The organism is Paenibacillus thiaminolyticus, from assembly GCF_003591545.1.
Taxonomy (GTDB): domain Bacteria; phylum Bacillota; class Bacilli; order Paenibacillales; family Paenibacillaceae; genus Paenibacillus_B; species Paenibacillus_B thiaminolyticus_A.
Genome location: NZ_QYZD01000011.1, coordinates 49,912 through 73,203, shown reverse-complemented (window position 1 = coordinate 73,203; position 23,292 = coordinate 49,912). Strand labels below are relative to the sequence as shown.

The 23,292-nt window shown below is 44.1% G+C and carries 37 protein-coding genes; 36 read left to right on the top strand and 1 reads right to left on the bottom strand.

Going from position 1 to position 23,292, the window contains the following annotated elements; all coding sequences use genetic code 11:
- Positions 1 to 232: 232 nt before the first annotated feature.
- From DQX05_RS30775 to DQX05_RS13795, 15 genes are all read left to right on the top strand, one after another.
- Positions 233 to 403, top strand: coding sequence for a hypothetical protein (locus DQX05_RS30775; RefSeq protein WP_182914742.1), 171 nt, complete (start codon positions 233 to 235; stop codon positions 401 to 403).
- A gap of 12 nt (positions 404 to 415) precedes the next feature.
- Positions 416 to 625 (top strand): hypothetical protein, encoded by a 210-nt coding sequence (locus DQX05_RS13860; RefSeq protein WP_119794177.1) that lies wholly within the window; start codon positions 416 to 418, stop codon positions 623 to 625.
- Positions 626 to 627: 2 nt separating this feature from the next.
- On the top strand, positions 628 to 1,914 hold the full coding sequence (locus tag DQX05_RS13855) for a hypothetical protein (protein WP_119794176.1): 1,287 nt from the start codon (positions 628 to 630) through the stop codon (positions 1,912 to 1,914).
- Between the two features lie 379 nt (positions 1,915 to 2,293).
- Positions 2,294 to 2,611, top strand: coding sequence for a hypothetical protein (locus DQX05_RS13850; RefSeq protein WP_119794175.1), 318 nt, complete (start codon positions 2,294 to 2,296; stop codon positions 2,609 to 2,611).
- Between the two features lie 40 nt (positions 2,612 to 2,651).
- Entirely contained in the window at positions 2,652 to 2,813 is a 162-nt protein-coding gene (locus tag DQX05_RS30770; RefSeq protein ID WP_182914749.1) for a hypothetical protein, read from the top strand.
- A 23-nt stretch (positions 2,814 to 2,836) separates the two neighbouring features.
- A complete protein-coding gene (locus DQX05_RS13845; RefSeq protein WP_119794174.1) occupies positions 2,837 to 3,064 on the top strand; it encodes a hypothetical protein in 228 nt (75 codons plus the stop codon).
- Positions 3,065 to 3,675: 611 nt separating this feature from the next.
- Entirely contained in the window at positions 3,676 to 3,945 is a 270-nt protein-coding gene (locus DQX05_RS13835; RefSeq protein ID WP_119794172.1) for a hypothetical protein, read from the top strand.
- Positions 3,942 to 5,558 carry a hypothetical protein gene (locus tag DQX05_RS13830; protein WP_119794171.1) on the top strand — a complete coding sequence of 539 codons (1,617 nt, stop codon included), beginning with the start codon at positions 3,942 to 3,944 and terminating at the stop codon, positions 5,556 to 5,558. The genes DQX05_RS13835 and DQX05_RS13830 overlap by 4 nt, the downstream gene beginning before the upstream one ends.
- A 14-nt stretch (positions 5,559 to 5,572) precedes the next feature.
- Positions 5,573 to 7,183: a fibronectin type III domain-containing protein gene (locus DQX05_RS13825; RefSeq protein ID WP_119794170.1), complete on the top strand. Its 1,611-nt coding sequence runs from the start codon at positions 5,573 to 5,575 to the stop codon at positions 7,181 to 7,183.
- A 166-nt stretch (positions 7,184 to 7,349) separates the two neighbouring features.
- Entirely contained in the window at positions 7,350 to 7,484 is a 135-nt protein-coding gene (locus DQX05_RS32060; protein WP_259391980.1) for a hypothetical protein, read from the top strand.
- The gene (locus DQX05_RS13820) at positions 7,481 to 7,924 is read left to right on the top strand and encodes a hypothetical protein (RefSeq protein WP_119794169.1); all 444 of its coding nucleotides are present in this window, start codon (positions 7,481 to 7,483) and stop codon (positions 7,922 to 7,924) included. The genes DQX05_RS32060 and DQX05_RS13820 overlap by 4 nt, the downstream gene beginning before the upstream one ends.
- A 373-nt stretch (positions 7,925 to 8,297) precedes the next feature.
- The gene (locus tag DQX05_RS13810; RefSeq protein WP_147385184.1) at positions 8,298 to 8,627 is read left to right on the top strand and encodes a hypothetical protein; all 330 of its coding nucleotides are present in this window, start codon (positions 8,298 to 8,300) and stop codon (positions 8,625 to 8,627) included.
- 11 nt (positions 8,628 to 8,638) lie between these two features.
- On the top strand, positions 8,639 to 8,992 hold the full coding sequence (locus DQX05_RS13805; RefSeq protein WP_119794166.1) for a hypothetical protein: 354 nt from the start codon (positions 8,639 to 8,641) through the stop codon (positions 8,990 to 8,992).
- Between the two features lies 1 nt (position 8,993).
- Positions 8,994 to 9,584, top strand: coding sequence for a hypothetical protein (locus DQX05_RS13800; protein WP_259391979.1), 591 nt, complete (start codon positions 8,994 to 8,996; stop codon positions 9,582 to 9,584).
- 73 nt (positions 9,585 to 9,657) lie between these two features.
- On the top strand, positions 9,658 to 10,200 hold the full coding sequence (locus DQX05_RS13795; protein ID WP_119794165.1) for a hypothetical protein: 543 nt from the start codon (positions 9,658 to 9,660) through the stop codon (positions 10,198 to 10,200).
- Between the two features lie 70 nt (positions 10,201 to 10,270).
- Here DQX05_RS13795 and DQX05_RS13790 read toward each other — a convergent pair whose 3' ends face one another.
- Positions 10,271 to 10,471 (bottom strand): hypothetical protein, encoded by a 201-nt coding sequence (locus DQX05_RS13790; RefSeq protein ID WP_119794164.1) that lies wholly within the window; start codon positions 10,469 to 10,471, stop codon positions 10,271 to 10,273.
- A gap of 124 nt (positions 10,472 to 10,595) precedes the next feature.
- Here DQX05_RS13790 and DQX05_RS13785 point away from each other — a divergent pair, with 124 nt between their 5' ends.
- The 21 genes from DQX05_RS13785 to DQX05_RS13705 all read left to right on the top strand — a co-directional run bounded on the left by DQX05_RS13785 (position 10,596) and on the right by DQX05_RS13705 (position 23,281).
- Positions 10,596 to 11,228: a hypothetical protein gene (locus DQX05_RS13785; protein WP_119794163.1), complete on the top strand. Its 633-nt coding sequence runs from the start codon at positions 10,596 to 10,598 to the stop codon at positions 11,226 to 11,228.
- Positions 11,229 to 11,675: 447 nt separating this feature from the next.
- Positions 11,676 to 11,816 carry a hypothetical protein gene (locus DQX05_RS30765; protein WP_182914741.1) on the top strand — a complete coding sequence of 47 codons (141 nt, stop codon included), beginning with the start codon at positions 11,676 to 11,678 and terminating at the stop codon, positions 11,814 to 11,816.
- A gap of 133 nt (positions 11,817 to 11,949) precedes the next feature.
- A complete protein-coding gene (locus tag DQX05_RS30760) occupies positions 11,950 to 12,126 on the top strand; it encodes a hypothetical protein (RefSeq protein WP_182914740.1) in 177 nt (58 codons plus the stop codon).
- A gap of 5 nt (positions 12,127 to 12,131) precedes the next feature.
- Positions 12,132 to 12,287 carry a hypothetical protein gene (locus tag DQX05_RS30755; protein WP_182914739.1) on the top strand — a complete coding sequence of 52 codons (156 nt, stop codon included), beginning with the start codon at positions 12,132 to 12,134 and terminating at the stop codon, positions 12,285 to 12,287.
- Positions 12,271 to 12,477, top strand: a complete 207-nt coding sequence (locus DQX05_RS13780; protein WP_119794162.1) for a hypothetical protein — start codon at positions 12,271 to 12,273, stop codon at positions 12,475 to 12,477. The genes DQX05_RS30755 and DQX05_RS13780 overlap by 17 nt, the downstream gene beginning before the upstream one ends.
- A gap of 4 nt (positions 12,478 to 12,481) precedes the next feature.
- Positions 12,482 to 13,102 carry a site-specific integrase gene (locus DQX05_RS13775; RefSeq protein ID WP_119794161.1) on the top strand — a complete coding sequence of 207 codons (621 nt, stop codon included), beginning with the start codon at positions 12,482 to 12,484 and terminating at the stop codon, positions 13,100 to 13,102.
- Between the two features lie 211 nt (positions 13,103 to 13,313).
- On the top strand, positions 13,314 to 13,484 hold the full coding sequence (locus DQX05_RS30750; RefSeq protein WP_182914742.1) for a hypothetical protein: 171 nt from the start codon (positions 13,314 to 13,316) through the stop codon (positions 13,482 to 13,484).
- Positions 13,485 to 13,496: 12 nt separating this feature from the next.
- Complete coding sequence (locus DQX05_RS13770; protein WP_119794177.1) at positions 13,497 to 13,706, top strand: hypothetical protein; 210 nt, start codon at positions 13,497 to 13,499, stop codon at positions 13,704 to 13,706.
- Between the two features lie 2 nt (positions 13,707 to 13,708).
- Positions 13,709 to 14,995, top strand: coding sequence for a hypothetical protein (locus DQX05_RS13765; RefSeq protein WP_119794176.1), 1,287 nt, complete (start codon positions 13,709 to 13,711; stop codon positions 14,993 to 14,995).
- Positions 14,996 to 15,374: 379 nt separating this feature from the next.
- Complete coding sequence (locus tag DQX05_RS13760; protein WP_119794175.1) at positions 15,375 to 15,692, top strand: hypothetical protein; 318 nt, start codon at positions 15,375 to 15,377, stop codon at positions 15,690 to 15,692.
- A gap of 40 nt (positions 15,693 to 15,732) precedes the next feature.
- Positions 15,733 to 15,894 carry a hypothetical protein gene (locus tag DQX05_RS30745; RefSeq protein WP_182914749.1) on the top strand — a complete coding sequence of 54 codons (162 nt, stop codon included), beginning with the start codon at positions 15,733 to 15,735 and terminating at the stop codon, positions 15,892 to 15,894.
- Between the two features lie 23 nt (positions 15,895 to 15,917).
- Complete coding sequence (locus DQX05_RS13755; RefSeq protein WP_119794174.1) at positions 15,918 to 16,145, top strand: hypothetical protein; 228 nt, start codon at positions 15,918 to 15,920, stop codon at positions 16,143 to 16,145.
- A 611-nt stretch (positions 16,146 to 16,756) separates the two neighbouring features.
- Entirely contained in the window at positions 16,757 to 17,026 is a 270-nt protein-coding gene (locus DQX05_RS13745) for a hypothetical protein (protein WP_119794172.1), read from the top strand.
- Positions 17,023 to 18,639: a hypothetical protein gene (locus tag DQX05_RS13740; RefSeq protein WP_119794171.1), complete on the top strand. Its 1,617-nt coding sequence runs from the start codon at positions 17,023 to 17,025 to the stop codon at positions 18,637 to 18,639. Before DQX05_RS13745 ends, DQX05_RS13740 begins: the two co-directional genes overlap by 4 nt.
- A 14-nt stretch (positions 18,640 to 18,653) precedes the next feature.
- Positions 18,654 to 20,264, top strand: a complete 1,611-nt coding sequence (locus DQX05_RS13735; protein ID WP_119794170.1) for a fibronectin type III domain-containing protein — start codon at positions 18,654 to 18,656, stop codon at positions 20,262 to 20,264.
- 166 nt (positions 20,265 to 20,430) lie between these two features.
- Positions 20,431 to 20,565 (top strand): hypothetical protein, encoded by a 135-nt coding sequence (locus DQX05_RS32055; protein WP_259391980.1) that lies wholly within the window; start codon positions 20,431 to 20,433, stop codon positions 20,563 to 20,565.
- Positions 20,562 to 21,005 (top strand): hypothetical protein, encoded by a 444-nt coding sequence (locus tag DQX05_RS13730; RefSeq protein ID WP_119794169.1) that lies wholly within the window; start codon positions 20,562 to 20,564, stop codon positions 21,003 to 21,005. Before DQX05_RS32055 ends, DQX05_RS13730 begins: the two co-directional genes overlap by 4 nt.
- 373 nt (positions 21,006 to 21,378) lie before the next feature.
- Positions 21,379 to 21,708 carry a hypothetical protein gene (locus DQX05_RS13720; protein WP_147385184.1) on the top strand — a complete coding sequence of 110 codons (330 nt, stop codon included), beginning with the start codon at positions 21,379 to 21,381 and terminating at the stop codon, positions 21,706 to 21,708.
- A gap of 11 nt (positions 21,709 to 21,719) precedes the next feature.
- A complete protein-coding gene (locus DQX05_RS13715; RefSeq protein WP_119794166.1) occupies positions 21,720 to 22,073 on the top strand; it encodes a hypothetical protein in 354 nt (117 codons plus the stop codon).
- 1 nt (position 22,074) lies between these two features.
- The gene (locus DQX05_RS13710) at positions 22,075 to 22,665 is read left to right on the top strand and encodes a hypothetical protein (RefSeq protein ID WP_259391979.1); all 591 of its coding nucleotides are present in this window, start codon (positions 22,075 to 22,077) and stop codon (positions 22,663 to 22,665) included.
- Positions 22,666 to 22,738: 73 nt separating this feature from the next.
- Entirely contained in the window at positions 22,739 to 23,281 is a 543-nt protein-coding gene (locus tag DQX05_RS13705; protein WP_119794165.1) for a hypothetical protein, read from the top strand.
- Positions 23,282 to 23,292: the final 11 nt, after the last annotated feature.

Here is a 23,292-nt window from a genome sequence, read left to right as displayed (position 1 = left end):
TCATCATTTCTTTAGTTGTAACATAAACCCCGGTGTTGAAGGAAGTATATAAAACCTATCGCGACAATAGGAGTCGCCTATAAGGAGGATCCAAATGGATGACATAAGAACGCATTTTATTGTTGAGTTTGTGCTTTGGTTGTTTGAATATTTTCCGCTGATTGTGATGGTGATATTTATTTATATGATGTCCCTATTAATTGCTCGGAACTTGGATTAGGAGGTCTTAGTTATGGAGCTATTGTTGATTTTTTGTATTTACGCCCTGCCGATGTTTGCGATGATTGCAGTGCTTTTTGCTGGTCCGGATTTCTTTTTTTGGCTGGCTGAACATTTTTATTTGGTTCTTTTTTCAATATTGATTTATATGATGCTTGTCAGAATTATTGCGCACAGGAATTAGGAGGTCTTAGTTATGGAGCTATTGTTGATGGTGTGGATCTATGTCGCCCTGACGATGTTTGCCGTGATTGTAGGAGTTGGCATGATTAGCTTTTTCGTGCTTTTGTATCTCATCAGCATTGATAGAGATTTTAGATTTATGATGTGGCAAGCAACTAAAGCCATTGCCTTGTTTGTACTGATAGCACCGTACTTACTCTATGTGACCGTTAGGAGGTCTTAACAATGGGAATTTTTAATTGTGATTGGTTGAGCTTCACAGTCGATTTTAAGGGCTATCAGGCGGCGTCTGGAGCCGATGCAAAGGATGTGTTCGACCCAGAGCAAAACAAGCACCTAGCGCGCTTATTTGCGGCTCTAGACGAGCAGCGCGAAAAGTCGGACGACGGATACATTGATTTAGGATTGTTTAATTTCCGGGTGCTGAACCACGGCAGCCGCAGCTACTACTACTTACTCCATAATGACGATCTAGAAATACGGCTCGCTAAGTTTCGAAGCAAGAAGGAAGAAGTTTTTCCGGTTTACGTGCATTTTAAGAGTCAATTTCTTTGGACTGATATTTATAGCGTAACGATGTTAGATGAAAAATATCGGATGGTTATTGAATGGCTGGAGGATGTGTTGAATTGCAAGTATATTCGGAGCAAGATTAATAGAATGGATTTGTGCTATCACACGGATGATGTACCTGAAGGATTTAACACAAAGCAGTTTGTCGGACGGTATACGTCAGCAGATACAAGAGAAACGCATCGTGTCACGACTGGTATTAACATTGGATCTCGAATGACACAAAAGCTTTACCTTAGATGCTATAACAAATTTCTAGAGGCGCGCGCGAAAAAAAAGGTTTGGTTTTTCAAGCTCTGGGAACGTAATGGTATGAATATTCGGAAGGTATGGAATATTGAGTTTCAAATCGATAGGGAATTTTTCACGGAATTTAAAGTAGGCCAACGTAAATTAGATACGGCGGAAGATGCTATTGAATATATGGCGGTCTTATGGAACTACCTTACAGCCGAATGGATCAGCTATCGTATACCAGATGACGATCGTCGGTCTCGTTGGACTATCCATCCATGGTGGTTAAGTCTTTCGAAATTTAGCGAGACGGATGCAAAAGTCAGTCGTGAGATGCAACGGGAGTTACCGACGATGGAATCTATCATTCCAGGTTTGCGAGGATATTTGACTAGTTACGCGGCCCGTATGGGTGGTAATCTGCAAGATGGGAGCTTGTTTCAAACTCTGTTGGAGGATATCAATAAGTATGATGAGCAAGCAGGCAAACAGTTTGCCGAAGTTGTAGACGTCAAACGTCAGTTGATGGACCCGGCCTGTGAGAAGCAGTTGGCCGAACGCTTGGCCAAACTGATAGAAACAGAAGAGGACTTACACAAGCGCGCTAGAAAAGGAGAAATCGAGAAGGTATCGACCCTTTACGGCCTTCCGAAGGACATAAAAAAGAGAGATGCGGACACATCTCTCCCAAACGGCCAAAAATAGGCCAAAATCCCCAAAAATCATTGCTATCAAGGTAAGGCAGGTGTATAATATAGAAAAAACATATTCGGGAAGAAGTTCTGATAACTTTGGCGAGTGCAGAACTCTTCCCTAGGAGACATCTGACATCACCTCAGGTGTCTCGTTACGGTTATTATATCGCGAAAGATATGATTTCGTAACCGAACGCTTGTTCTGGTATTATTTACATGCGCGCTCGCCGACCTGGTGGGCGCTTTTTTATTTGTTATTTATGCATTTATATGAATAAATATTCTCATGGTTATGCACTGAAAATTCACTTGGATTGAAATGTGACAATATTGTGAACGATGGCTTTTAGCCGTTCAAATATATTAAAAACCCAAAAAGGAGATATCACATGGAACAAAAAATGAAGGTGGTCGTATTGGGTGCCAGCCGTTACGCGTTCGAGGACGAAAAGAGTGGCCGAGAAATTGAAGGTTGTAAGGTGCACTATGTTCCGATAGCTGCTAGCACGGAGAATAATCAAAAAGGTTTGATTCCGAAAGCTGAAACTATGGAATATTCGTTTTTTAATGAGTTGGGCACGGTTCCCGGACTTTATGAAGCGACTGTCACCTTTAGCATGTCTAGTAAAAATATAAAAGCAAAGGTTTCGAATTTCAGTTTTATCGAGCCTGTTACTTTCGAGCTTCCGGTGACGGCGAAAGCCTAAGCCTGACATAAGCTTACTCCATTGAAAGGGGGTGAACGTATTGGCTTCTGCAATTCCTGTAGTCGATTTAAAATATGACCTTGCTGACGTCGCAACCAGCACGTCTAACTGGTTCTCCAGCTTTTGGCTGATTTTGGCCTTTGCTGTAGCTATTCCGCTGGCGTTTTTTGTTGCCCACCGCGTCAAAGGTTTGTTTGCCTAATGATTTGATAGGAGGTTACATCTATGGATATGACGGTAACGCAGGAGGTTTACGGCGACAATTCGGCATTGATTTATGCCATTAAGGACACGGTTGTTACCGGGCTAACTGATTACTATCAGAGCCATATAGAGGGTAACCTCCAGATATTCCACTCACTAACAGTCGGGGAGATCCTTATTTGCATCCTTTTAGCGGCACTGCTACTGCTTCTTACATTCAAATGGATTTGGGAGGCGATTCGATATTAAAAATCTGATTGATACTTATTTTTATCTTAGCATTCCCTTCTTGATCCTCGTGCTTGGAGCGCTGGCTAGTCGCTGGATGGAGCTGATGAGACGATGATTGAACTGATTAAGGAGGGCATGACGCTTGTATTCGGTAGTGATTATGTAGCGGCCATGTTAATGAGTGGAATTACGTTTGTTGTCTGTGTTGTGACCGTCCTCGGCATACTAAAGCGATGGGGGCGAATGTAAATGAGCTTTAGCTTAGATATGACGCAAATCATGCAGTATGGTTTTAATGTTTTCGGGAGCTTCCTCCCGATTGTCTACTTGTACGCCGGAGCCGGATTCGCTCTTTTCGTGATTTTTACAATCATTAGAAAGGTGAAAGGATCATGATTAACCTACACAGTGATAAGATGCCGAAGATACCAGACGGGCCACCCGTAACCGACTTGTTTGCGAATCTCGCGAACAATTGGTATCACCTTGGAACGGTGCTTGTCGTCTTGTTCGGCACTCTGTTTGGAACATGGCTCTTGCGAAAGGTTTATATGCACGTGCGCGGAATTTGAGGGGCCTTATTATAGTGTCCCTCTTTTCTGTAGTTTGACCCGATCGGAGATGATCGTATGATGGTTTGGTTATGTATCGGTAGTGCACTCGCTCTTGCAATCGGATTAGAGATGAACCGAATTATGTGCATTAGACATGATATCGCTCAATTTATTTCATTTCCTGATAAACAAGCTGTAGAGGAGTATTTACGTAAGAATCTCCAGAGGAGTATTCGAGCCGCAGCCATACTTGCGATTGGTTTTTTGTTAGTCTGTTTTTTTATTGTGCTAATAAAAAATGATGCTTTGTCTACAGCACAGGCCGTGCTTGAACTTGATTTATGAAAAGAATCTTGATATTGCTGCCGTTGCTGTTTTTTTTGCCATTGACGATGGCCCATGCCGCGAATGATGTGTATATGGACGATTATTATTATGCCCATGCCCCGGCCGGAGCTTCTGGGACGTTTCCCTTTACGACAAAAAGCGGAGCGACGAGCATCACTTTTCCCGAGGCTACGCAAGGTATTAACGCCTATAAGGCTAATAACACGACCCATTACAAGGTTAGATGTGAGGTCGGCGGTGAATGGAAAAATGTCACCGTTGCCACAGGCCACCTTAAGGCGGATCCAAAGCAAAAATCGTATCGGTGCGAATTGGAAACTGACGGAGAGGTCGAGGCTTATGGCGCCGTGAGATGGGCTGGAGACGTGTTGCACATGGAAACCCGGTATTATCTCGAAGGTACGCCTACCAATCCCGGAGATGGATCCGATGGTACTACTGGCCCCGGTTCTGGTCCCGGTCCCGGTACTGACCCGGGCGGCAAGCCGTTTGATAAGTTCAAATACTATTACACCGATTGGCGTGACCAATACCGCTTAGATTTTTGGGGGTTGCCGACGAATGCAAAACAGGTCAGATTGCATTTCACAGCAAGTTCAGGCGCGCAGTATGATCGTGAATGGCCTATAGATGAAGTCGGTGGCACGCTTTACCTGACGTGTAATGGTCGTTATCAGCTTCAGTTTCTGGATTCGTCCGGCTCCGTCATTTCTACGGTGGATGACTTGAGCACGGGCCAGATACAGAGCCCGACATGCGAGAGCTATCCCGATCCGTATCCTCGTGATGACCTGGGGGCAGAAGTGACAATGCCGGCATGTACGGATCCATCACCCGGCAGCGGTCTGCCAAAGGTCACATGGACAGGTGTTCCGGGCGCTGAAAGCTACGACATTTACAAGGATGGTCAAAAAATTGGCAGCACAACAGATACCGAATATGACCTACCGGGTGACGGTAGCTATACCATCATTGGCCGTGACCGTGACGGGAATCCGGTTGGCGAATCGGACGTAAATACGCCATGGCTCGGCACTGGCGGCGATTCGGTAGCCGATGCGATTTGCAAATGTATTGAAGACCTGAAGCCTGTCCTGGAAGAGATTCGGGACAACACGCAGCCTATTCATGACGATTTGCAATTGATTCATGGCGATTTGCTTGTTACAAATGACCAATTGCAGCAGGCTAACGGCAGCCTACGCGAAATCATCCGGCAGCTGACGCCGACTCGTGAGTATCAGTTACCCAAGCCGATCGTAAAGCCTGACCTTTATGATCCGGGTGATGTCATGGATCGACCGTACCAAAATCAACAGACCTATTTTCGGGATGCTGGCGATGCGGCCACGCCGGATGCAATGCCCGCGGCCCCGGAGCCGAAGAACTGGGAACATGATGGCGTGCGTCTGCACCAGGACTCCCCTATCACACCGGATCCGGTGATGAAACGGGATGAGGACATGAAGAAGGAGCCAGATATGCGAAGGGAACCGGATATGCAGCTTGACGAAGTTCTGACGCCCGATCCGGAAATGGTGCAAGATAACCCTTTGCAGATGCAGGATGAGGAATACAAGCTGCGCTGGAAGTCGTCAGAATATCCGTGAGGAGGTGAAAAACTTTGAAAAAGGTAATCTGCTTGTCGTTGTTGATGTTCATGCTATTTGCTGGTGCTGTATCTGCCGCGCCCGGTGGTTTGCTTGATGGCAAGCCATTGACAGATATAAACACAGGACAGGTTTTTTATCAATTGACCGACAATGATACGAATACATCGATTACTATGGGCTTGGATGGTCGTGTTTTTATTTTTGAGTTACCGGGTACGGCGGACGTGGAAAAAGTGTATTCGGTAGCCGGTGGCAGTTCAGGAAATACGCCTAATATATATTTTTACGATGAATCAGGGACTTTATTGAAATCGATCCGTGCTGTAAATAACGGCTTTCAGGATGTCACTGTTAAATCAGTTAAGAGTATCGGCTTGAAAGGGCTGTCGAATTGGGGTACTTGGATTGCGGAGTTAGATATTTTTGGAACCGTAGAAGCTCCTCGGCCTGTTGGTTTGTCTGCCGAGTCTCAGACAAAAGCGGTAGAGTTGCGCTGGACGATGACGGAGGATGAAAGATTTGTCGGCTATGACGTGTATCGGAATGATGTAAAAATTACGCCGCAGCCGATTAAAGAACAGACGTACATTGACACCGGAGGAGAGCCGGATGTGATGTACCGCTATAAAATTGCGGCTGTCTATAATGTCGGTGTTATGTTTTCAGATGAAATCGATGCATCGTCTATGGCGGATATGTTGAGTGCCCCAAATTTACAATCAAAGGCTTATCACAATCGATTAAATCTATCATGGTCTCAGGTTGGAGCAGCCACATATCGGCTGTATCACGATAATGCCAAGCTTTATGACGGTAACGGTCTCGGATATGCTCACGTTGGATTACAGATGGACACGGAGTACACGTACAAATTGGAGTACATAGATAAATACGGACGTGTGCAGTCCTTAACAAAGACGTTTAAGACGACCGACGATGAGACAGATGGAGTCCTGGACGTGCCCGAAGGTTTAAAAGTGGATGCGGATGTATACGATGCGACGATGACATGGGATAAAGTCGCGAACCCGGATTTGGACGGTTACTTTGTCTACTTGAACGGTTCGCGCGTTGGCGGACTTGTAAAGGAGCCTCGTTATCAGTTCACGGGTCTGAAATCCCTGACGGAATATAAGGCCCATGTCGTGAGTGTTGATAAGTTTGGTAATCTTTCGGATTCGTCAGATGAAATAGTTTTTAAGACTAAGGATTTGACATCTGTTCCTGAGCCGCCAACGATTTCAGGCAAGCCATTTTCTGCCTCGGTCACCTTGTCCTGGGCACCAAGTAAGTACGCCGAAAGGTATAAGGTAATCCAGGACGGTAAAATGATTGCGGAGACAGATTCGACGTCGTTCCGTGTACGCGATCTCAAAAACGGTACAACGTACAAATTTTCTGTTGTAGCTGTGAATCGGATCGGTGATTCGTCCCCTTCAAACGTGTTGGAATTGACGCCTGATTCTCGCATTATGCCTGATATCAGTTTGGGTTATCAGTTGCAAGATGTCGCTCTTGGTACATCATCATGGTTTACCTCGATATGGCGTATTTTAGCGTTTGTCATAGCGATTCCGCTTGCCTTTTATGTCGCCAATCGTGTCAAAGGTTTGCTCGCGTGAGGCTTTCGGATTTCTTCCGGGGCCTCCCCTACCCTATTGTTCGGATATTAATGCCGGGTGTGAGCTGAGCTCATAAATGTTTGTTCGGAATTTGGATTCCGGATGAGTTGAGCTCAACAATTAACGTTCGGAATTTGGATCCTGGATCTGAAATGGAGTGAAAAATATGGACAGTATGCAGTTGATGATGCAAGGTTTATCAGCGCTGATTGATTGCTTTGCGGATACTTTATTTATGTCCTTTACGGCCATGATTGCTATGAGTATAGCCATGGGCATTAAACGGTTGTTTCTTGAATGACGTTTGTAGATACTTTAATGCGCTACCTGTCCGGCGCATTTGACGTCTTAGCATCAGGCATTCAAAAGCTACTGGAGTTTCTGTCCTACCCTCTTGGATGGCTTGTAGCTCTTATAGAGGGCATATGGTATTTTCTGACCAGTCTTGTCCAAGTCGTTATATTGGTGATTGATATATTCATTGCGCTGTTTCAGTTTATCGGCGCGCTCTTTCTCGGCTTTTTTAGGACAATTAAGGGCCTTTTGTGGATAGACATGAGCAAGACGCCTGTAAACTATCCAGGCGCGTCAGGGGATGGTATAGACGTTGTAAAGGATATGGTTCTCGGCCCTATTGGTTTTCTCGATGTTGTACCGTATGGATTACTTGCGATCGTGTGGCTGCTGTTCATTGTTCGTGTCTTCTCATTGCTAGGAGGTACCCATGCGGAATCTGATTGATACCATATTTTCGCCTGTTGTCACTTTTTTAGGGTCTATATCCGATTCGCTTCGGTCGCTCTCCGTTCCGGTAGCTCGTCCGCTCGATTTTGGGAAGTATCTCGGACATTTTGCATTCCTGGGGCCCGCATGGATCACCTTTATTACGACCGTTTGCACGCTTGGATTTATATACTTTTTGATATTTTTTGTGATGTCGAATATCGGCCTTTTTAGGAAATTTAAGGATATGATTAAGTGGTGGTGATATAGATGTCTTCCGTGTTCAAGACGTTTTTTGAGATTGGATCGGCAATTGGTATATCGCTTTTGCTCACGCTCGTTCTTCCAGGACTGTTTTTGAAAAAGAAATTCTTCAAGTAGTGAGGTGCTAATGATGGCTACAAAAGATAAAATGCTCGTGTTTAATGACGATCACACATGCGAGTTGCTGCAGGTGGAAGAAATTAGTGACCAAGCAGTATTAACAAAAAGAGGTATGTATGATTTGAGTGGAGTTTCCAAGCACATCGACACGGCTAACGGATACATATTGTATGTTGCCAATGTCGATATGCCGGCTCGGATAGAAGCTGCGCAGCTTCGGCAACTTCGGAAATCTACGGCTCTAAAGCGCATGTTTGAATTTAACGTTCAGGATAAGCCGGATTTTTTTAAGTACGTGCCCTATATTTTGATTGCATTGCTTATTTTGTTTAAGTGAGGTGAATGGTAATGAGTCAGTTAACAGCGCAGGAAGTTATGATCGAAGAACTCCTGGAGAGCAATGACGATAACGAAATGATTCAGGTGCTCGAATTTTTAAGGAAGAATGGCGTCCCGGTCACTCAAGACCAAGCCCTAGGAATGTTCATGCTTCAGGAGGCCGGATTGAGTGATATCGCGCTTTATGTGCAGAGCGTGAGGACGCAAATGACGCCATATACAAGGTATTTCAAAATGACTGACAAGCTTACCCTTGCGGATCGTATCAAGGGTAACGCTAAACTCGGAAATCTCCTCAAGGCCAACGCCAACCCGGCCAATGCGGCAGGTGTGCCGATGGGCATTGAAAAAGGAGTGAAGTAGTATGTACCTCATGGGATTTGATGGCCCGTTAGGATCCGGTAAGACGTTTGGCATGTCACTCTTTGCGCAGCACTATAGGCAAAAGACAGGCTGCACGTTGTACTCGAATTATGGACTTAAGCATTCAAAGCTTTTTACTAACTTCGAACAGTTTCTGGATGTGGCACAGCAGCCTAGCAGTATTATCTGTCTTGATGAGGCCCACACCGATTTGGATAGCAGATCGGGCAATACGAACGTGGCTAAGTACCTTACGCATATGCTTTTTTATCTCCGAAAGATTCGGGCAACTCTATTTTTTTCGAGCCCGAGTATTACAAATATTGATTTTCGGGTGCGGTCAATAATGAATGTCTATTGTCATGTTCGGAAGGCAAAAGCATCATTTTATTACGACATGTATGACATACAAAGCGAAAAATTTTTACGAACGATGCGTATTCAGAAGCAAAAAGCATTCCAGATCGGGCATCAAATATATGATACCCATAAGATGGTCGTTCCTATGGAATTCCCGTCGACAAAGGAGGAATATCATAAGGTAATTAACCAGCTTAAACAAATAAGCGATGATTATTACTCTGTTTCTTAGAAAAAGGTTGTCTAAATCAAACACCTTTGATACAATAGAAATAGGAAATCTAAATCAAAGGAGTTCGATAGGTATGAAATACGATGGTGTGTTGCTGCAGAAGATACAAGATATTTTCTTAGTTTGTGTCGAGCGTTGGAATCAAACTGAATTCGGCAGTGATTTGAATGCGGAATATGATTCTATGATTGCAGAAATTAAGAAGCTAAAAAAAGGAATGGTACGTAATTTGAAGCCTGAAAATTTTAAATTACGTGCTCAAGCTGTGGTTGATCGTTTTGATTTGGTTGAATCTACATTGAAAAAAGAAACGGAAATCAAAAAGGAAATCAAAGAAGAGAAAGAAAAAGAAAACCTTAAACAAAATGATTTATTGGAATCCGATAAGAAAAAGAAAACCAAAAATAAAAATACAGGTCGTGGCGGTGCGCGTGTAGGTGCTGGCCGTCCTTCGTTGGGTGTGAAGAAGCCTGTATCCATTACCTTACCATCAGATGATTGGGAAGAAATAGACAACCTTATTCAAAGGAAAGAATTTAAGAGTTATGCGGATTACTTTCGTTTTCTTCATCATGTTAGATGGAGAGAAGAGGCGACGGACGAGCCGGAAGCGTAGCTGCCGGAAGCCGTCGCCTCGGGGAAGTCGAGATAATGTTCGATAAAAAAAAGCTTACCTTCTGGCAAGCTTACAAAGTTGACTGATTGATGATATTTTTCATTTCGGCAGTCGCCTTCTTGTGTTCGTCCAGGGTGATGGACTTGTAACGCTGTTTGTAAATGCAATATAGATAGGCAATGACTTCGCTTTCGTTTTTTAGTTCCAGTTCGGATTTGAGGTCTTGAACAATGTTTTTTACTGAGCTATATACTTGCATTTGTTTTCTCATTTAACGTCTCTCCTTTGTATATAGTGTACAATAAAATCTATAGAAAATAAACCATGTTTCTATAGATAATCTATAGATAATATGGTATAATCTATATAAGACATAAGGAAAGGAGTTGAGAAACATGGACATCTTCACGAGCATTCGACAAACAGCCGACATTGCAGGTGGTTTTACGATTGGTACGCTAATTGTAGAGGATGGCGAAGTATCTGTATGCCTTGAAGATAATACATATGTCGTCCTGGATGATACGTACCATGTCGAAGTGTATCGTGAAGGTGATTCCTATGTGCATGTTGGTTATGAGTATATTTTGACGGCGAAAACAGTTGAAGGTTGGCCGTTGTTAGCCGGGTTGTATTGTAGAGTTAAAAAAATGACCGACAAGCCGGACAAGCCGGATGAGGCGAAAGGTGGAAATAAAATGGAATACCAAGTACATATCAGGGGCCGTCATCATGTTAGTAATCGTTTTACTATCGTTGGAGAAAATTTGATTGATGCAATTAAAAGAAATTTTAAAAGGATGATTGATAAAGCGGATACCGAGTATGTGCCGTATCGCTACCCTATCACTGTACATGTTTCTTATAACAAAGGGGCGATGTTAGGCCAAGGTGCTATCCAACTGAAGTTGGAATGGATGTATTCGTATCATATGAAAAAGCCCGCATGGCTCCATGAAAATATTATTTTGATTTATGGCACTGAAAGTGACATAGAAGGCCCAACGACTTTTGTAGTAGAGGCGTGAATATGAGAGATTGTCCAATATGTCATAAACCATTTCAGCCGATAGATCGCAGGCAAATCTATTGCAGTTCCCGTTGTCGGTATACAAACTATCGCCGTATTGTTGTCCAGGAAAGAAAGAGAGAGGGAAAATGTCCGCAGTGTGGCGGCGATATGGACGTCCCGAAAGAAGGAAATCCATCGTATTGTTCCCGGTGTCAAAAGTATTGGAAGGATAGATATATGGAGCGTAAATGAACGTTTGTTCGTGTGCGATATGATGCGCGTCAGGTATAGGACAAGGGGTCGCCAGACCGAAGGCTTGCCCCTTGTCCGTATCTGCCGAGCGAGTAACCCTAGAAGCCCTGACAACAACCCCGTTGTTGTCCCGACTCCCGGATAGGGCAGAGGGATTTCAAAGGGGGTGCCCCTTTGACCGCCGGAGGCAAAGCGAAAGGAGTAGTTTGGAATGGAAGACTTTATTGCATCTCTTGGCGCGGTTAGTCTACTTGTATTAGTGGCTTTTTTGATGGCGCCTTTGATTATTTGTCCTACGGTTCTTTTTATGAAATGGGCAAGGTCATTATTTGGTGAAAATAAAGGTCAGTAATGGTCAAAGTTTTGATGTTGTAGAAGAGCGAAAAACGTTGAAGTGGCGCGGAAAGCGCCGACCCCCCCACCCTACTAACAGGGGGGGTGCAAAAACCAAAAAACGTATCCCCTAGCACGTAGGAGGTTTTAGAATGCTGCGTTTGCCGTCTGACATGAAATACACTCTGATTGATGCCTTAAACAAGTATATTGACATTCTTTATTACGACTCGATACCAAAAGCTCCTACTGAAACAATTCGCCGTTATTACGAAGTGCAGCTAAGACGCGCTCAGGAATCAAAAAAGTTGATAGAAGAACAGGAGTAGATAGCATGATATCAAGAGCAAAATTGGAACAATGGTTACGTGATAATAGTTTGGAAGGTGAGTTTCATCCAGAAGTGATTCGTTTTGTGGAAGAATTGCTGATACATATTGAGTTTGGGCAATTTGAGATTGAGGAGGAAGATGATGTTGACGGATATTAATTCTATGAAAAACGAAGAAATAGTTTTCAACGCTGCAGATATAAGGATCCTGATGGATGCATTACGCTCTAGACGTGAATATATTCAGATATTTTTAGAAATCCCGGAACTAAAAGAGCAATATAAGAAAGAGATAGAAGAAATAGACTTAGTGGAGAAAAAGCTAAAAAATTATATTTTGCAAGGATGATAGCATGTACTACTCAAAAAAAGGTAAGCGACCGACCCGGGTGCGTGAAACTCCTAACGGCCCGGTCGTCGGTTATGATATTCAGCCGATTCGCGACTTAGAGAAGCTGGGGCAGATTCAGGAACGCTTGGCGCGAAATCCCCGGAATGAGTTTATGTTCCTGCTTGGTATTAACTCCGGTCTTCGTATTTCGGATTTGCTTTGGCTCACCGTCCGGGATGTCCGTAGAGGTGAGCACATGGTTACGCGTGAATTGAAAACCGGAAAAGTTCGTCGATTTTTTATTAATGAGCATCTACGCCCGGTGATAGATGAGTACATAAAAGGGATGCATCATGATGATTACCTATTCGCATCCAACCGTTGGCCCCGGTTGCCCATCACCCGGCATGCAGCCTATAGGATCCTCCGGGAAGCTGGTGAGTCAGTCGGCCTCCACCATGTCGGGACACATTCCATGCGGAAAACTTTTGGTTACCACCATTACCGCATGTATAAAGATGTGGTTACCTTGATGATGATTTTTAACCACCGGGAGCAATCCGACACGCTGGACTATATTGGGTGGACGCAGGAGTTAGTTGATGAGAGCCTAAAGGGCTTTTTTTTAGGCCGAAAGATGTAACATTTACCCCGGTGTTGAAGGAAGTATATAAAACCTATCGCGACAATAGGAGTCGCCTATAAGGAGGATCCAAATGGATGACATAAGAACGCATTTTATTGTTGAGTTTGTGCTTTGGTTGTTTGAATATTTTCCGCTGATTGTGATGGTGATATTTATTTATATGATGTCCCTATTAATTGCTCGGAACTTGGATTAGGAGGTCTTAGTTATGGAGCTATTGTTGATTTTTTGTATTTACGCCCTGCCGATGTTTGCGATGATTGCAGTGCTTTTTGCTGGTCCGGATTTCTTTTTTTGGCTGGCTGAACATTTTTATTTGGTTCTTTTTTCAATATTGATTTATATGATGCTTGTCAGAATTATTGCGCACAGGAATTAGGAGGTCTTAGTTATGGAGCTATTGTTGATGGTGTGGATCTATGTCGCCCTGACGATGTTTGCCGTGATTGTAGGAGTTGGCATGATTAGCTTTTTCGTGCTTTTGTATCTCATCAGCATTGATAGAGATTTTAGATTTATGATGTGGCAAGCAACTAAAGCCATTGCCTTGTTTGTACTGATAGCACCGTACTTACTCTATGTGACCGTTAGGAGGTCTTAACAATGGGAATTTTTAATTGTGATTGGTTGAGCTTCACAGTCGATTTTAAGGGCTATCAGGCGGCGTCTGGAGCCGATGCAAAGGATGTGTTCGACCCAGAGCAAAACAAGCACCTAGCGCGCTTATTTGCGGCTCTAGACGAGCAGCGCGAAAAGTCGGACGACGGATACATTGATTTAGGATTGTTTAATTTCCGGGTGCTGAACCACGGCAGCCGCAGCTACTACTACTTACTCCATAATGACGATCTAGAAATACGGCTCGCTAAGTTTCGAAGCAAGAAGGAAGAAGTTTTTCCGGTTTACGTGCATTTTAAGAGTCAATTTCTTTGGACTGATATTTATAGCGTAACGATGTTAGATGAAAAATATCGGATGGTTATTGAATGGCTGGAGGATGTGTTGAATTGCAAGTATATTCGGAGCAAGATTAATAGAATGGATTTGTGCTATCACACGGATGATGTACCTGAAGGATTTAACACAAAGCAGTTTGTCGGACGGTATACGTCAGCAGATACAAGAGAAACGCATCGTGTCACGACTGGTATTAACATTGGATCTCGAATGACACAAAAGCTTTACCTTAGATGCTATAACAAATTTCTAGAGGCGCGCGCGAAAAAAAAGGTTTGGTTTTTCAAGCTCTGGGAACGTAATGGTATGAATATTCGGAAGGTATGGAATATTGAGTTTCAAATCGATAGGGAATTTTTCACGGAATTTAAAGTAGGCCAACGTAAATTAGATACGGCGGAAGATGCTATTGAATATATGGCGGTCTTATGGAACTACCTTACAGCCGAATGGATCAGCTATCGTATACCAGATGACGATCGTCGGTCTCGTTGGACTATCCATCCATGGTGGTTAAGTCTTTCGAAATTTAGCGAGACGGATGCAAAAGTCAGTCGTGAGATGCAACGGGAGTTACCGACGATGGAATCTATCATTCCAGGTTTGCGAGGATATTTGACTAGTTACGCGGCCCGTATGGGTGGTAATCTGCAAGATGGGAGCTTGTTTCAAACTCTGTTGGAGGATATCAATAAGTATGATGAGCAAGCAGGCAAACAGTTTGCCGAAGTTGTAGACGTCAAACGTCAGTTGATGGACCCGGCCTGTGAGAAGCAGTTGGCCGAACGCTTGGCCAAACTGATAGAAACAGAAGAGGACTTACACAAGCGCGCTAGAAAAGGAGAAATCGAGAAGGTATCGACCCTTTACGGCCTTCCGAAGGACATAAAAAAGAGAGATGCGGACACATCTCTCCCAAACGGCCAAAAATAGGCCAAAATCCCCAAAAATCATTGCTATCAAGGTAAGGCAGGTGTATAATATAGAAAAAACATATTCGGGAAGAAGTTCTGATAACTTTGGCGAGTGCAGAACTCTTCCCTAGGAGACATCTGACATCACCTCAGGTGTCTCGTTACGGTTATTATATCGCGAAAGATATGATTTCGTAACCGAACGCTTGTTCTGGTATTATTTACATGCGCGCTCGCCGACCTGGTGGGCGCTTTTTTATTTGTTATTTATGCATTTATATGAATAAATATTCTCATGGTTATGCACTGAAAATTCACTTGGATTGAAATGTGACAATATTGTGAACGATGGCTTTTAGCCGTTCAAATATATTAAAAACCCAAAAAGGAGATATCACATGGAACAAAAAATGAAGGTGGTCGTATTGGGTGCCAGCCGTTACGCGTTCGAGGACGAAAAGAGTGGCCGAGAAATTGAAGGTTGTAAGGTGCACTATGTTCCGATAGCTGCTAGCACGGAGAATAATCAAAAAGGTTTGATTCCGAAAGCTGAAACTATGGAATATTCGTTTTTTAATGAGTTGGGCACGGTTCCCGGACTTTATGAAGCGACTGTCACCTTTAGCATGTCTAGTAAAAATATAAAAGCAAAGGTTTCGAATTTCAGTTTTATCGAGCCTGTTACTTTCGAGCTTCCGGTGACGGCGAAAGCCTAAGCCTGACATAAGCTTACTCCATTGAAAGGGGGTGAACGTATTGGCTTCTGCAATTCCTGTAGTCGATTTAAAATATGACCTTGCTGACGTCGCAACCAGCACGTCTAACTGGTTCTCCAGCTTTTGGCTGATTTTGGCCTTTGCTGTAGCTATTCCGCTGGCGTTTTTTGTTGCCCACCGCGTCAAAGGTTTGTTTGCCTAATGATTTGATAGGAGGTTACATCTATGGATATGACGGTAACGCAGGAGGTTTACGGCGACAATTCGGCATTGATTTATGCCATTAAGGACACGGTTGTTACCGGGCTAACTGATTACTATCAGAGCCATATAGAGGGTAACCTCCAGATATTCCACTCACTAACAGTCGGGGAGATCCTTATTTGCATCCTTTTAGCGGCACTGCTACTGCTTCTTACATTCAAATGGATTTGGGAGGCGATTCGATATTAAAAATCTGATTGATACTTATTTTTATCTTAGCATTCCCTTCTTGATCCTCGTGCTTGGAGCGCTGGCTAGTCGCTGGATGGAGCTGATGAGACGATGATTGAACTGATTAAGGAGGGCATGACGCTTGTATTCGGTAGTGATTATGTAGCGGCCATGTTAATGAGTGGAATTACGTTTGTTGTCTGTGTTGTGACCGTCCTCGGCATACTAAAGCGATGGGGGCGAATGTAAATGAGCTTTAGCTTAGATATGACGCAAATCATGCAGTATGGTTTTAATGTTTTCGGGAGCTTCCTCCCGATTGTCTACTTGTACGCCGGAGCCGGATTCGCTCTTTTCGTGATTTTTACAATCATTAGAAAGGTGAAAGGATCATGATTAACCTACACAGTGATAAGATGCCGAAGATACCAGACGGGCCACCCGTAACCGACTTGTTTGCGAATCTCGCGAACAATTGGTATCACCTTGGAACGGTGCTTGTCGTCTTGTTCGGCACTCTGTTTGGAACATGGCTCTTGCGAAAGGTTTATATGCACGTGCGCGGAATTTGAGGGGCCTTATTATAGTGTCCCTCTTTTCTGTAGTTTGACCCGATCGGAGATGATCGTATGATGGTTTGGTTATGTATCGGTAGTGCACTCGCTCTTGCAATCGGATTAGAGATGAACCGAATTATGTGCATTAGACATGATATCGCTCAATTTATTTCATTTCCTGATAAACAAGCTGTAGAGGAGTATTTACGTAAGAATCTCCAGAGGAGTATTCGAGCCGCAGCCATACTTGCGATTGGTTTTTTGTTAGTCTGTTTTTTTATTGTGCTAATAAAAAATGATGCTTTGTCTACAGCACAGGCCGTGCTTGAACTTGATTTATGAAAAGAATCTTGATATTGCTGCCGTTGCTGTTTTTTTTGCCATTGACGATGGCCCATGCCGCGAATGATGTGTATATGGACGATTATTATTATGCCCATGCCCCGGCCGGAGCTTCTGGGACGTTTCCCTTTACGACAAAAAGCGGAGCGACGAGCATCACTTTTCCCGAGGCTACGCAAGGTATTAACGCCTATAAGGCTAATAACACGACCCATTACAAGGTTAGATGTGAGGTCGGCGGTGAATGGAAAAATGTCACCGTTGCCACAGGCCACCTTAAGGCGGATCCAAAGCAAAAATCGTATCGGTGCGAATTGGAAACTGACGGAGAGGTCGAGGCTTATGGCGCCGTGAGATGGGCTGGAGACGTGTTGCACATGGAAACCCGGTATTATCTCGAAGGTACGCCTACCAATCCCGGAGATGGATCCGATGGTACTACTGGCCCCGGTTCTGGTCCCGGTCCCGGTACTGACCCGGGCGGCAAGCCGTTTGATAAGTTCAAATACTATTACACCGATTGGCGTGACCAATACCGCTTAGATTTTTGGGGGTTGCCGACGAATGCAAAACAGGTCAGATTGCATTTCACAGCAAGTTCAGGCGCGCAGTATGATCGTGAATGGCCTATAGATGAAGTCGGTGGCACGCTTTACCTGACGTGTAATGGTCGTTATCAGCTTCAGTTTCTGGATTCGTCCGGCTCCGTCATTTCTACGGTGGATGACTTGAGCACGGGCCAGATACAGAGCCCGACATGCGAGAGCTATCCCGATCCGTATCCTCGTGATGACCTGGGGGCAGAAGTGACAATGCCGGCATGTACGGATCCATCACCCGGCAGCGGTCTGCCAAAGGTCACATGGACAGGTGTTCCGGGCGCTGAAAGCTACGACATTTACAAGGATGGTCAAAAAATTGGCAGCACAACAGATACCGAATATGACCTACCGGGTGACGGTAGCTATACCATCATTGGCCGTGACCGTGACGGGAATCCGGTTGGCGAATCGGACGTAAATACGCCATGGCTCGGCACTGGCGGCGATTCGGTAGCCGATGCGATTTGCAAATGTATTGAAGACCTGAAGCCTGTCCTGGAAGAGATTCGGGACAACACGCAGCCTATTCATGACGATTTGCAATTGATTCATGGCGATTTGCTTGTTACAAATGACCAATTGCAGCAGGCTAACGGCAGCCTACGCGAAATCATCCGGCAGCTGACGCCGACTCGTGAGTATCAGTTACCCAAGCCGATCGTAAAGCCTGACCTTTATGATCCGGGTGATGTCATGGATCGACCGTACCAAAATCAACAGACCTATTTTCGGGATGCTGGCGATGCGGCCACGCCGGATGCAATGCCCGCGGCCCCGGAGCCGAAGAACTGGGAACATGATGGCGTGCGTCTGCACCAGGACTCCCCTATCACACCGGATCCGGTGATGAAACGGGATGAGGACATGAAGAAGGAGCCAGATATGCGAAGGGAACCGGATATGCAGCTTGACGAAGTTCTGACGCCCGATCCGGAAATGGTGCAAGATAACCCTTTGCAGATGCAGGATGAGGAATACAAGCTGCGCTGGAAGTCGTCAGAATATCCGTGAGGAGGTGAAAAACTTTGAAAAAGGTAATCTGCTTGTCGTTGTTGATGTTCATGCTATTTGCTGGTGCTGTATCTGCCGCGCCCGGTGGTTTGCTTGATGGCAAGCCATTGACAGATATAAACACAGGACAGGTTTTTTATCAATTGACCGACAATGATACGAATACATCGATTACTATGGGCTTGGATGGTCGTGTTTTTATTTTTGAGTTACCGGGTACGGCGGACGTGGAAAAAGTGTATTCGGTAGCCGGTGGCAGTTCAGGAAATACGCCTAATATATATTTTTACGATGAATCAGGGACTTTATTGAAATCGATCCGTGCTGTAAATAACGGCTTTCAGGATGTCACTGTTAAATCAGTTAAGAGTATCGGCTTGAAAGGGCTGTCGAATTGGGGTACTTGGATTGCGGAGTTAGATATTTTTGGAACCGTAGAAGCTCCTCGGCCTGTTGGTTTGTCTGCCGAGTCTCAGACAAAAGCGGTAGAGTTGCGCTGGACGATGACGGAGGATGAAAGATTTGTCGGCTATGACGTGTATCGGAATGATGTAAAAATTACGCCGCAGCCGATTAAAGAACAGACGTACATTGACACCGGAGGAGAGCCGGATGTGATGTACCGCTATAAAATTGCGGCTGTCTATAATGTCGGTGTTATGTTTTCAGATGAAATCGATGCATCGTCTATGGCGGATATGTTGAGTGCCCCAAATTTACAATCAAAGGCTTATCACAATCGATTAAATCTATCATGGTCTCAGGTTGGAGCAGCCACATATCGGCTGTATCACGATAATGCCAAGCTTTATGACGGTAACGGTCTCGGATATGCTCACGTTGGATTACAGATGGACACGGAGTACACGTACAAATTGGAGTACATAGATAAATACGGACGTGTGCAGTCCTTAACAAAGACGTTTAAGACGACCGACGATGAGACAGATGGAGTCCTGGACGTGCCCGAAGGTTTAAAAGTGGATGCGGATGTATACGATGCGACGATGACATGGGATAAAGTCGCGAACCCGGATTTGGACGGTTACTTTGTCTACTTGAACGGTTCGCGCGTTGGCGGACTTGTAAAGGAGCCTCGTTATCAGTTCACGGGTCTGAAATCCCTGACGGAATATAAGGCCCATGTCGTGAGTGTTGATAAGTTTGGTAATCTTTCGGATTCGTCAGATGAAATAGTTTTTAAGACTAAGGATTTGACATCTGTTCCTGAGCCGCCAACGATTTCAGGCAAGCCATTTTCTGCCTCGGTCACCTTGTCCTGGGCACCAAGTAAGTACGCCGAAAGGTATAAGGTAATCCAGGACGGTAAAATGATTGCGGAGACAGATTCGACGTCGTTCCGTGTACGCGATCTCAAAAACGGTACAACGTACAAATTTTCTGTTGTAGCTGTGAATCGGATCGGTGATTCGTCCCCTTCAAACGTGTTGGAATTGACGCCTGATTCTCGCATTATGCCTGATATCAGTTTGGGTTATCAGTTGCAAGATGTCGCTCTTGGTACATCATCATGGTTTACCTCGATATGGCGTATTTTAGCGTTTGTCATAGCGATTCCGCTTGCCTTTTATGTCGCCAATCGTGTCAAAGGTTTGCTCGCGTGAGGCTTTCGGATTTCTTCCGGGGCCTCCCCTACCCTATTGTTCGGATATTAATGCCGGGTGTGAGCTGAGCTCATAAATGTTTGTTCGGAATTTGGATTCCGGATGAGTTGAGCTCAACAATTAACGTTCGGAATTTGGATCCTGGATCTGAAATGGAGTGAAAAATATGGACAGTATGCAGTTGATGATGCAAGGTTTATCAGCGCTGATTGATTGCTTTGCGGATACTTTATTTATGTCCTTTACGGCCATGATTGCTATGAGTATAGCCATGGGCATTAAACGGTTGTTTCTTGAATGACGTTTGTAGATACTTTAATGCGCTACCTGTCCGGCGCATTTGACGTCTTAGCATCAGGCATTCAAAAGCTACTGGAGTTTCTGTCCTACCCTCTTGGATGGCTTGTAGCTCTTATAGAGGGCATATGGTATTTTCTGACCAGTCTTGTCCAAGTCGTTATATTGGTGATTGATATATTCATTGCGCTGTTTCAGTTTATCGGCGCGCTCTTTCTCGGCTTTTTTAGGACAATTAAGGGCCTTTTGTGGATAGACATGAGCAAGACGCCTGTAAACTATCCAGGCGCGTCAGGGGATGGTATAGACGTTGTAAAGGATATGGTTCTCGGCCCTATTGGTTTTCTCGATGTTGTACCGTATGGATTACTTGCGATCGTGTGGCTGCTGTTCATTGTTCGTGTCTTCTCATTGCTAGGAGGTACCCATGCGGAATCTGATTGATACCATATTTTCGCCTGTTGTCACTTTTTTAGGGTCTATATCCGATTCGCTTCGGTCGCTCTCCGTTCCGGTAGCTCGTCCGCTCGATTTTGGGAAGTATCTCGGACATTTTGCATTCCTGGGGCCCGCATGGATCACCTTTATTACGACCGTTTGCACGCTTGGATTTATATACTTTTTGATATTTTTTGTGATGTCGAATATCGGCCTTTTTAGGAAATTTAAGGATATGATTAAGTGGTGGTGATATAGATGTCTTCCGTGTTCAAGACGTTTTTTGAGATTGGATCGGCAATTGGTATATCGCTTTTGCTCACGCTCGTTCTTCCAGGACTGTTTTTGAAAAAGAAATTCTTCAAGTAGTGAGGTGCTAATGATGGCTACAAAAGATAAAATGCTCGTGTTTAATGACGATCACACATGCGAGTTGCTGCAGGTGGAAGAAATTAGTGACCAAGCAGTATTAACAAAAAGAGGTATGTATGATTTGAGTGGAGTTTCCAAGCACATCGACACGGCTAACGGATACATATTGTATGTTGCCAATGTCGATATGCCGGCTCGGATAGAAGCTGCGCAGCTTCGGCAACTTCGGAAATCTACGGCTCTAAAGCGCATGTTTGAATTTAACGTTCAGGATAAGCCGGATTTTTTTAAGTACGTGCCCTATATTTTGATTGCATTGCTTATTTTGTTTAAGTGAGGTGAATGGTAATGAGTCAGTTAACAGCGCAGGAAGTTATGATCGAAGAACTCCTGGAGAGCAATGACGATAACGAAATGATTCAGGTGCTCGAATTTTTAAGGAAGAATGGCGTCCCGGTCACTCAAGACCAAGCCCTAGGAATGTTCATGCTTCAGGAGGCCGGATTGAGTGATATCGCGCTTTATGTGCAGAGCGTGAGGACGCAAATGACGCCATATACAAGGTATTTCAAAATGACTGACAAGCTTACCCTTGCGGATCGTATCAAGGGTAACGCTAAACTCGGAAATCTCCTCAAGGCCAACGCCAACCCGGCCAATGCGGCAGGTGTGCCGATGGGCATTGAAAAAGGAGTGAAGTAGTATGTACCTCATGGGATTTGATGGCCCGTTAGGATCCGGTAAGACGTTTGGCATGTCACTCTTTGCGCAGCACTATAGGCAAAAGACAGGCTGCACGTTGTACTCGAATTATGGACTTAAGCATTCAAAGCTTTTTACTAACTTCGAACAGTTTCTGGATGTGGCACAGCAGCCTAGCAGTATTATCTGTCTTGATGAGGCCCACACCGATTTGGATAGCAGATCGGGCAATACGAACGTGGCTAAGTACCTTACGCATATGCTTTTTTATCTCCGAAAGATTCGGGCAACTCTATTTTTTTCGAGCCCGAGTATTACAAATATTGATTTTCGGGTGCGGTCAATAATGAATGTCTATTGTCATGTTCGGAAGGCAAAAGCATCATTTTATTACGACATGTATGACATACAAAGCGAAAAATTTTTACGAACGATGCGTATTCAGAAGCAAAAAGCATTCCAGATCGGGCATCAAATATATGATACCCATAAGATGGTCGTTCCTATGGAATTCCCGTCGACAAAGGAGGAATATCATAAGGTAATTAACCAGCTTAAACAAATAAGCGATGATTATTACTCTGTTTCTTAGAAAAAGGTTGTCTAAATCAAACACCTTTGATACAATAGAAATAGGAAATCTAAATCAAAGGAGTTCGATAGGTATGAAATACGATGGTGTGTTGCTGCAGAAGATACAAGATATTTTCTTAGTTTGTGTCGAGCGTTGGAATCAAACTGAATTCGGCAGTGATTTGAATGCGGAATATGATTCTATGATTGCAGAAATTAAGAAGCTAAAAAAAGGAATGGTACGTAATTTGAAGCCTGAAAATTTTAAATTACGTGCTCAAGCTGTGGTTGATCGTTTTGATTTGGTTGAATCTACATTGAAAAAAGAAACGGAAATCAAAAAGGAAATCAAAGAAGAGAAAGAAAAAGAAAACCTTAAACAAAATGATTTATTGGAATCCGATAAGAAAAAGAAAACCAAAAATAAAAATACAGGTCGTGGCGGTGCGCGTGTAGGTGCTGGCCGTCCTTCGTTGGGTGTGAAGAAGCCTGTATCCATTACCTTACCATCAGATGATTGGGAAGAAATAGACAACCTTATTCAAAGGAAAGAATTTAAGAGTTATGCGGATTACTTTCGTTTTCTTCATCATGTTAGATGGAGAGAAGAGGCGACGGACGAGCCGGAAGCGTAGCTGCCGGAAGC